Source organism: Terrisporobacter sp., from assembly GCF_017888745.1.
Classification (GTDB): domain Bacteria; phylum Bacillota; class Clostridia; order Peptostreptococcales; family Peptostreptococcaceae; genus Terrisporobacter.
On sequence record NZ_JAGHFM010000050.1, the window covers coordinates 1 to 9,369 of the forward strand.

Here is a 9,369-nt window from a genome sequence, read left to right on the forward strand (position 1 = left end):
TTATTATAGCAAAGAGGATACACCTGTTCCCATTCCGAACACAGAAGTTAAGCTCTTGAGCGGCGATGGTACTTGGGGGGAAGCCCCCTGGGAGAGTAGCACGTAGCCACGTAATCTTTTTTTATTGCGTAAAAAATAAACTATATATTTTTATATCTATTATTTTTCATTTTTATTTATAATTTACTATTACAAATTATAAATAAAAAGCTATGAATGTGGAAACCTTAAATAATAATACTGTAATTTGTAGGAGGAAACAACATGGATAATATGGTAGATATGAGAAATAAGAAAGAAAATGGGAATTATGATCTTACATTAGAAATAGGCGATAAAACTTATTTTAATTTTTATGATTCTATAAATACAAAAGCTGCAGAAGAAGTAGTTAGAGATTATCTTTTTAATAATGATGACGATGCAGATTATAAAAATGTAAAGATAGGTCATAATTTAAATAGACATATTGTTAAAATAACAGCTGAATTAGATTATCTTAATGGAGAGCATAAGGATTACAAATATAGAGGAACTATGTAATACACACAAATATAACTTTTTTAAAAATAATAATAAATTTAAAAAAAATTTTAAAAAAAGTGTTGACGTATTACGACAAAATATGATATAGTATTACTTGTCCGAGAGAGAAAGAAACGGACAAGTAATAATTAGCTGGTATGGCTCAATTGGTAGAGCAGCTGACTTGTAATCAGCAGGTTGTAGGTTCGAGTCCTATTACCAGCTCCATAAATGGCTCATTGGTCAAGCGGTCAAGACACCGCCCTTTCACGGCGGTAACAGGGGTTCGATTCCCCTATGAGTCACCATGCGGGTGTAGCTCAATGGTAGAGTTCCGGCCTTCCAAGCCGGCTGTGAGGGTTCGATCCCCTTCACCCGCTCCATTTAAATAATTATTTTGGGACCATAGCTCAGCTGGGAGAGCACCTGCCTTACAAGCAGGGGGTCACAGGTTCGAGCCCTGTTGGTCCCACCATTAAATAGATAATGCGGCCTGGTAGTTCAGTTGGTTAGAATGCCAGCCTGTCACGCTGGAGGTCGAGGGTTCGAGCCCCTTCCAGGTCGCCAAATATGACTCATTAGCTCAGTCGGTAGAGCACTTGACTTTTAATCAAGGTGTCCGGAGTTCGAATCTCCGATGGGTCACCAATATAGTAAAAAACCATGTGTAGATTATACTACATATGGTTTTTTTTATGTATTTCTAATATTTGATTGTTGATAAAATTATTATTGATTATAAGATAAATATAAGAATTATAATGATTAAGATAACACTATATATTCTATACTTTAAATTAAATTGAAAATGGGTAATATATAAGTAAATAAATTTTATAATAAAAACTAGGAATGAAGAAATAATAGGATTATTATGGTATAATTAAAACTGTAATTATACGGAACGGATGTTCTAAAGGAGTGAGATATATGGATTTTGAAATTCAATCAGCTTTTAAGCCTACAGGGGATCAGCCAGAAGCAATAAAAAAGATTGTAACAGGAATAAATAATGATGAAAAATTTCAAACCCTATTAGGGGTAACAGGTTCAGGAAAAACTTTTACTATGGCAAATATAATTAGAGAAGTTAAAAAACCTACATTGATACTTGCACATAATAAAACTTTAGCTGCTCAATTATATAGTGAGTTTAAAGAATTTTTTCCGAATAATGCAGTTGAATATTTTGTAAGTTATTATGATTATTATCAGCCAGAAGCATATGTAGCTCATAGTGATACCTACATAGAGAAGGATGCAAGCATAAATGATGAAATAGATAAATTAAGACACTCTGCTACTGCATCTATTTTAGAGAGAGAAGATGTAGTAGTAGTATCATCTGTTTCTTGTATATATGGTATAGGGGATCCTGATGATTATAAAAAGCTAATGTTATCTATCAGGGTAGGAATGGAAATAGATAGAGATACCCTTATAAAGAAATTAGTAGAAATACAATATGAAAGAAATGATATTAATTTTATCAGAGGAACCTTTAGAGTTAGAGGAGACATATTAGAATTGTTCCCTGCTAGTGATGATGAGAAAGCTATAAGAATAGAATTCTTCGGAGATGAAATAGATAGAATAGTTGAAATAGACTATGTTACTGGTAAAATATTAGGAACAAGAAATCATATTGCTGTATTTCCTGCATCTCACTATGTTACTACTCCAGAAAAAGTCGCACATGCAGTTGATGAGATAGAAAAAGAGTTGGCGGAAAGAGTAGAGTATTTCAAAAATAATGATAAATTATTAGAAGCACAAAGAATAGAACAAAGAACTAAGTATGATATAGAGATGCTTAGTGAAATTGGTACTTGCCAAGGCATAGAAAACTATTCTAGACATATAACAGGAAGGGAAGAAGGAGAAAAACCGTACACACTAATGAGTTTCTTCCCAAAAGACTTTTTATTAATAGTTGATGAATCTCATGTTACAATACCTCAGGTTAGAGGAATGTATGCAGGTGACCGCTCTAGAAAGAAATCATTAATAGATAATGGATTTAGATTACCATCGGCTTACGATAATAGACCTTTAAATTTCTCCGAATTTGAAGAAAATATAAATCAAGTTTTATTTGTATCTGCTACACCAGGTCCTTACGAAATAGAACACTCAACTACTGTTGCAGAGCAGATAATAAGACCAACAGGATTACTTGATCCAATAATAGAGGTTAGACCTATTGAAAATCAGATAGATAATTTAGTAGGTGAAATAAATCAAGTTATTGAGACAAAGGAAAGGGTATTAATTACTACATTAACTAAAAAAATGAGTGAAGATTTAACTAATTACTTAAAAGAAATAGGAATTAAGGTCAAATATCTACACTCTGATATAGATACATTAGAAAGAACAGAAATAATTAGAGACTTAAGATTAGGTAAATTTGATGTATTAGTAGGTATAAACTTACTTAGAGAAGGTTTAGATATACCAGAAGTTTCTTTAGTTGCAATACTAGATGCTGACAAAGAAGGATTTTTAAGATCTGAAACTTCACTAATACAAACTGTAGGACGTGCTGCAAGGAACTCAGAAGGTAGGGTAATAATGTATGCAGATAAAATAACACGTTCTATGGCAGCTACAATAGAAGAGACAAAAAGAAGAAGAGAAATACAATCTCAATATAATGAGGAGCATGGTATTACACCAAAAACTATTGTCAAAGAAGTTAGGGATAGTATTGAGACTTTAAAACCAGCTGATGAAGAAGTTATATTTGGAGTTAGCGAAAATGAAAGTACTTATGATATTAAGAGCACTATAGAATCATTACAACAAGAAATGATGGAGGCTGCACAGAATTTACAATTTGAAAGAGCTGCACAATTAAGAGATAAGATAAAAGAATTAGAAGAAAGGATAAAAAATTAATGGAGGATAAAATCATTATAAAAGGTGCTAAAGAGCATAACCTAAAAAATGTAAATTTAGAGCTTCCTAGAAACAAGTTTATTGTTTTCACAGGGTTATCAGGTTCCGGGAAATCATCTTTAGCTTTTGATACTATATATGCAGAAGGTCAAAGAAGGTATGTAGAAAGCTTATCAGCTTATGCTAGACAGTTTTTAGGGCAAATGGAAAAACCAAATGTTGAATATATAGAAGGACTATCACCAGCCATATCTATTGACCAAAAGACAACTTCTAGAAATCCACGTTCAACAGTTGGTACAGTTACGGAAATTTATGATTATTTAAGATTATTGTTTGCTAGAGTAGGAGATGTACATTGTCCTACATGTGGAAAAGAAATTAGTCAAATGACTATACAAGAAATAGTAGACAAGATGCTGGAGTTCCCAGAAAGGACTAAAGTTCAAATATTATCTCCTATTGTAAGAGGACAAAAAGGTACTCATAAAAAAGTTATAGAAAATATAACGAAGGAAGGCTTTGTTAGAATTAGGGTAAATGGAGAAAATTATGAAGTAACAGATGAAATTGATTTAAATAAAAATAAAAAACATAATATAGATGTTGTTGTAGACAGGATAGTTATTAAAGATGGTATAGAAGGTAGATTAGCTGATTCTATTGAAACAGCTGTAAAATTATCAGATGGGCTGGTTATAGCTCAAATAATAGATGGAGAAGAAATATTATATTCAACTAAATTTGCGTGTCCAGAACATGGAATAGGAATAGAAGAATTATCTCCAAGAATGTTCTCATTTAATGCTCCTTTTGGTGCCTGTGATGTATGTAAAGGTTTGGGGGAAAGTAGAGAAGTAGATCCAGACCTTGTTATACCAAATAAAGATTTAAGTATTAAACAAGGTGCTATAGCAGCGTGGGGAAGTGTGAGTACAAGTGATGATACTTATTATAGTAAAATGGTTCAAAGTTTAGCTGAACATTATAATGTATCTTTAGATACTCCATTTAAAGACTTACCAGAAGACTTTGTCCAAGAGCTACTTTATGGTGAAAATAATATCACTGTAGAATTTATTTTTGACTCAAAATTTGGAGGAAGAAGACATTATAAAGCTCCATTTGAAGGTGTTATAGTAAATCTTGAAAGAAGATATAGAGAAACAAATTCAGAATACTCAAGAGAAAAAATAGAAGAATATATGGCAGAAACACCTTGTCCAAAATGTAAGGGTTCAAGACTTAGAAAAGAAGTCTTGTCTGTACTAATTGGAGGAAAAAATATAATAGAAGTTACGGATTTATCTGTAAAAGAGTTATTGAATTTTATGGGAAGCTTAGAGTTAAGTGAAAAAAATAAATTTATAGCTCATGAAATATTAAAAGAAATAAATGAAAGATCATCTTTCTTAAGAGATGTAGGTTTAGAGTACTTAACATTATCTAGAAAAGCAGGAACTCTATCAGGAGGAGAGGCACAAAGGATAAGGCTTGCTACTCAAATTGGTTCTGCTCTTGTCGGAGTTTTATATGTACTTGATGAACCTAGTATAGGTCTTCATCAAAGAGATAATGAAAAACTAATAGGTACGTTAAGACATTTAACAGACTTAGGTAATACTTTAATAGTTGTTGAACATGATGAAGATACTATGAGGGAAGCTGACTATGTAGTAGATATAGGTCCTGGTGCAGGTGTTCATGGTGGAGAAATTGTGGCACAAGGTACATTAGATGAAATATTAGAAAATCCTAATTCAATGACAGGACTGTATTTAAGTGGAAGAAAAGTCATTGAAATACCTAAACATATAAGAGAGGGCAACGGTAATTTTATAGAGATTATTGGTGCTACTGAAAATAACCTAAAGAATGTAGATGTTAAGTTACCTTTAGGAAAATTCATATGTATAACTGGTGTATCTGGTTCAGGAAAAAGTTCATTAATTAACTCTATACTGTATAAAGGTGTTGCAAGTAAAGTTAATAAACTTAGAGAAAGGCCAGGAAAACATAAAGAAATAAAAGGAATAGAAAATATTGATAAAATAATAAATATAGATCAAAGTCCAATAGGAAGGACTCCTAGATCAAATCCTGCCACATATACAGGAGTATTTGATCAAATAAGAGATTTATTCGCAACTACTAATGAAGCTAAGGCAAGAGGATATAAAAAAGGTAGATTTAGTTTTAATGTAAAAGGTGGAAGATGTGAAGCTTGTAAAGGTGATGGAATTATTAAAATAGAAATGCATTTCTTACCAGATGTTTATGTACCTTGTGAAGTATGTAAAGGTGAAAGATATAATAGAGAAACATTACAAGTTAAATATAAAGATAAAACAATTGCTGATGTGTTAGATATGAATGTGGAAGAAGCACTGGAGTTCTTTGAAAATATACCATCAATAAAAAGAAAGCTTGAAACATTAATGGATGTAGGATTATCTTATATAAAACTTGGACAGCCTTCAACTCAGTTATCAGGAGGAGAAGCTCAAAGAATTAAACTAGCAACAGAATTAAGTAAAAGGCCAACAGGGAAGACATTATATATATTAGATGAGCCGACTACAGGTCTTCATATGGCAGACGTTGATAAATTAATTCATGTACTACAAAAACTTGCTGATACAGGAAATTCAATAGTAGTTATAGAACATAATTTAGATGTTATAAAAACTTGTGACTATATTGTTGACCTAGGTCCTGAAGGTGGAGATAAAGGTGGTACTATAATAGCTACTGGAACTCCAAAAGAAATTTGTAAAGTAAAAGAATCTTATACAGGACAATTCTTAAAAAAATACTTTGAATAATTGAGGAAGTTTATATGAAATGATTAAAACTTCTAGCTTTTATATATGTAAAAGTTAGAAGTTTTATTATAGAATAAATTTTGGGAATAATTTTTATCAATATGATTACCTGAAGGTGGACGAATTTATTTCCTTGGAGTTATGAGCGAATAGAATTTTTATATACATTGATTTCGGAGGAAAAAAGATGTTTGATATACAAGAACAATTAAAAAAACTTCCAGCAGAGCCTGGAGTATATTTAATGAAAGATAAAGATGATAAAATTATATACGTTGGAAAGGCTATATCTTTAAAAAATAGAGTAAGACAATATTTCCAATCATCTAAAAATCATTCTTCAAAAGTCAAATCAATGGTTAAGAATATTAATTCATTTGAATATATAATTACTGACTCAGAACTAGAAGCACTGATTTTAGAATGTAATTTAATCAAAAAGTATAGACCTAAATATAATGTGTTATTAAGGGATGACAAGACATATCCTTATATAAAAGTTACAGTAAATGAAGATTACCCAAGGGTATTAAAGGTAAGGCGAGTATTAAAGGATAAAGCTAAGTATTTCGGGCCATATACTAATGTGGAAGCTGTTAATGACACATTAGAAGTTATAAGGAATATTTATCCAATAAGAACTTGCAGTATAGATATCGAGAGAGCTATAAAAAATAATGTAAGACCATGTTTAAATCTTCATATAAAAAGATGCGTAGGACCATGCACAGGAAATGTATCAAAAGAAGAATATAATAAAATGATAGAAGAGATTTTATTATTTTTATCTGGAAAAGAAGAAAATTTAATAGAAATTTTAAAAGAAAAAATGAATAAATGCGCTATGGAATTTAATTTTGAAGAAGCTGCTATTTATAGAGATAAAATTATAAATATTCAAGAAATGATGCAAAAGCAAAAAATTGATGTTTCAACAGATGATATAAACCAAGATATAATTGCTATGGCTTATAATGATGAAGAAGCATGTGTACAAGCATTCTTTATTAGGCATGGAAAAATAGTTGGAAGAGAACATTTTATATTAGAGGGAGTTATGGATATAACTAAAGAATCTATTCTAGGCTCATTTGTAAAGCAATTTTATATGAATGCAGAATATATTCCAAAAGAAATTATTATTGAATCTCAAATAGAAGATCAGGTAGTATTAGAAGAATGGCTTTCTAATATAAAAGGTCAAAAAGTATCTATTAGAGTACCTCAAAAAGGAGATAAGAAAAGTCTAATTCAAATGGTTAAGAAAAATGCTATGGAATATCTTGAAAAATTCTCTAACTTGAATAAAAGAAAGTATGAGAGAAGTGAAGGTGCATTAATTGAATTAGCTGAAGTAGTAGGATTAGCAGAGCCACCTAGAAGAATTGAATCTTATGATATATCGAATATACAAGGAGTAGACTCCATAGGAGTTATGGTTGTTTTCACAAATGGTATAAAAGATAAAAAAGAATACAGAAGATATAAAATTAAAACTGTGGAAGGTCCTAATGATTATGATTCTATGGCAGAAATACTGGAAAGAAGAATACAAAAAGGCGATTTTGCTGATTTGATTTTGCTGGATGGTGGTAAAGGACAAGTCAGTGCAGTTAAAAAAGTATTTGAGAAGTATGGAATTGATATACCTCTTTGGGGTATGTATAAGGATGATAAGCATAGAACTAAAGGACTAATTAATGCAACTAAAGAAATTGAACTTGATAGAACATCAAATTTATATAGATTTGTTGCAAGTATTCAAGAAGAAGTTCATAATTATGCTATAAGCTATCATAGAAGTTTAAGAAATAAATCATTAACAAAATCTACTTTAGATGATATTCCTGGAGTGGGAGAAAAAAGAAAAAAAGCTTTATTATCTCATTTTAGAAGTATTGAAGAAATTAAAAAGGCTTCAGAGGAAGAATTATCTCAAGTTGAGGGGTTAAACAAAAGTGTTGCAGAGAATATATATAATTATTTTAGAAAGGGAGAATAGTTAATTGAAAGAGACAGCAAAAGATAAAGTATCGATATTACAACTAATAGAAGATTTGAATTTAAAGGTAGTGTATATGCCTGAAGATAGAGAGTATTTTGTAGAATCGGAAGATGTAAATAGAACAGGATTACCTTTGGCAGGATATTTTGAGTACTTTCCTTATGAGAGAATTCAAATAATAGGAAGAACAGAATATACTTATTTTAAAAATATTGATGAGCAAAGAAGATTAGAAATTTTAGATAAGTTTTTTTCTTATGAGGTTCCAGTTTTAATAATTACGAGAGATTTAGATGTAGATGATGATATTATAGAAAAAGCTAGAATGTATAAGAGGGTAGTACTTAGTAGTGATTGTAATACTACTAGATTTATTAATAGATTATCAAATTATTTAGATAATAAGTTAGCTCCTCATGTTACAATTCATGGTGTATTAGTTGATGTATATGGTATAGGTGTTCTTATTAAAGGAGAAAGCAGTATAGGTAAATCTGAAACTGCTTTAGAGCTTATACAAAAAGGTCATAGACTTGTAGCTGATGATGCTGTAGAAATCAGAAAAGTAGATGATAAAAGATTAATGGGTCAAGCACCAGAAATACTAAGACATTATATGGAGATAAGAGGAATAGGTATAATAGATGTAAGAAGTTTATATGGAGTAGGTGCTATCAAAACTCAAAAAATGATAGATTTAGTAATTGAATTAGAAAGCTGGAATCAGCAAAAATATTATGATAGATTAGGTTTAGATAGAGAATATGAAGAAATATTAGGACAAAAAGTTGAAAAGTTAGTTATACCAGTAAAACCAGGAAGAAATACATCTATGATTATAGAGGTGGCAGCAATGAATTATAGACAAAAGGGTATGGGATATGATGCCGCACAAGAATTTACTAAAAAACTATCTCAAGTGATTGATAAATAATAAAAATAAGAAAGGGAGTTATCTATGATTGATAACTCCCTTTAGTTTAGATTTGAGTGTGTGAAAAAAACTCTGTAAATTACAAAATCCAACAGCTTTCTATGATAGTATTAAATTATTATAGGAGGCTGTTTTATTATGGGGAAAAGAAAAGAAAAATTTAGTGAGGGAAAGAAAAA

At 30.5% G+C, this 9,369-nt stretch carries 5 protein-coding genes, 6 tRNA genes and 1 rRNA gene; all 12 read left to right on the plus strand.

The annotated features are described in order from the left end of the window. Positions 1–112 (plus strand): 5S ribosomal RNA (rrf, locus tag J7G74_RS02120); the annotation flags it as partial. A 152-nt stretch (positions 113–264) separates the two neighbouring features. Beyond that, on the plus strand, positions 265–543 hold the full coding sequence (locus J7G74_RS02125) for a hypothetical protein (protein WP_187295325.1): 279 nt from the start codon (positions 265–267) through the stop codon (positions 541–543). Between the two features lie 134 nt (positions 544–677). Beyond that, a tRNA-Thr gene (locus J7G74_RS02130) sits at positions 678–753 on the plus strand. A 5-nt stretch (positions 754–758) separates the two neighbouring features. Further along, a tRNA-Glu gene (locus J7G74_RS02135) sits at positions 759–833 on the plus strand. A 1-nt stretch (position 834) separates the two neighbouring features. Beyond that, a tRNA-Gly gene (locus J7G74_RS02140) sits at positions 835–908 on the plus strand. A 16-nt stretch (positions 909–924) separates the two neighbouring features. After that, positions 925–1,000 (plus strand) — tRNA-Val (locus tag J7G74_RS02145). A gap of 15 nt (positions 1,001–1,015) precedes the next feature. Then, positions 1,016–1,092 (plus strand) — tRNA-Asp (locus J7G74_RS02150). A gap of 5 nt (positions 1,093–1,097) precedes the next feature. Then, positions 1,098–1,173 (plus strand) — tRNA-Lys (locus tag J7G74_RS02155). Positions 1,174–1,455: 282 nt separating this feature from the next. Continuing rightward, entirely contained in the window at positions 1,456–3,426 is a 1,971-nt protein-coding gene (gene uvrB, locus J7G74_RS02160; RefSeq protein ID WP_297131294.1) for an excinuclease ABC subunit UvrB, read from the plus strand. Beyond that, complete coding sequence (gene uvrA, locus J7G74_RS02165) at positions 3,426–6,251, plus strand: excinuclease ABC subunit UvrA (RefSeq protein WP_297131296.1); 2,826 nt, start codon at positions 3,426–3,428, stop codon at positions 6,249–6,251. Before uvrB ends, uvrA begins: the two co-directional genes overlap by 1 nt. Before the next feature lie 187 nt (positions 6,252–6,438). After that, positions 6,439–8,253 (plus strand): excinuclease ABC subunit UvrC, encoded by a 1,815-nt coding sequence (gene uvrC / locus J7G74_RS02170; protein WP_297131297.1) that lies wholly within the window; start codon positions 6,439–6,441, stop codon positions 8,251–8,253. Between the two features lie 4 nt (positions 8,254–8,257). Next, positions 8,258–9,190, plus strand: a complete 933-nt coding sequence (gene hprK / locus J7G74_RS02175; RefSeq protein WP_297131300.1) for an HPr(Ser) kinase/phosphatase — start codon at positions 8,258–8,260, stop codon at positions 9,188–9,190. Positions 9,191–9,369 lie beyond the last annotated feature (179 nt).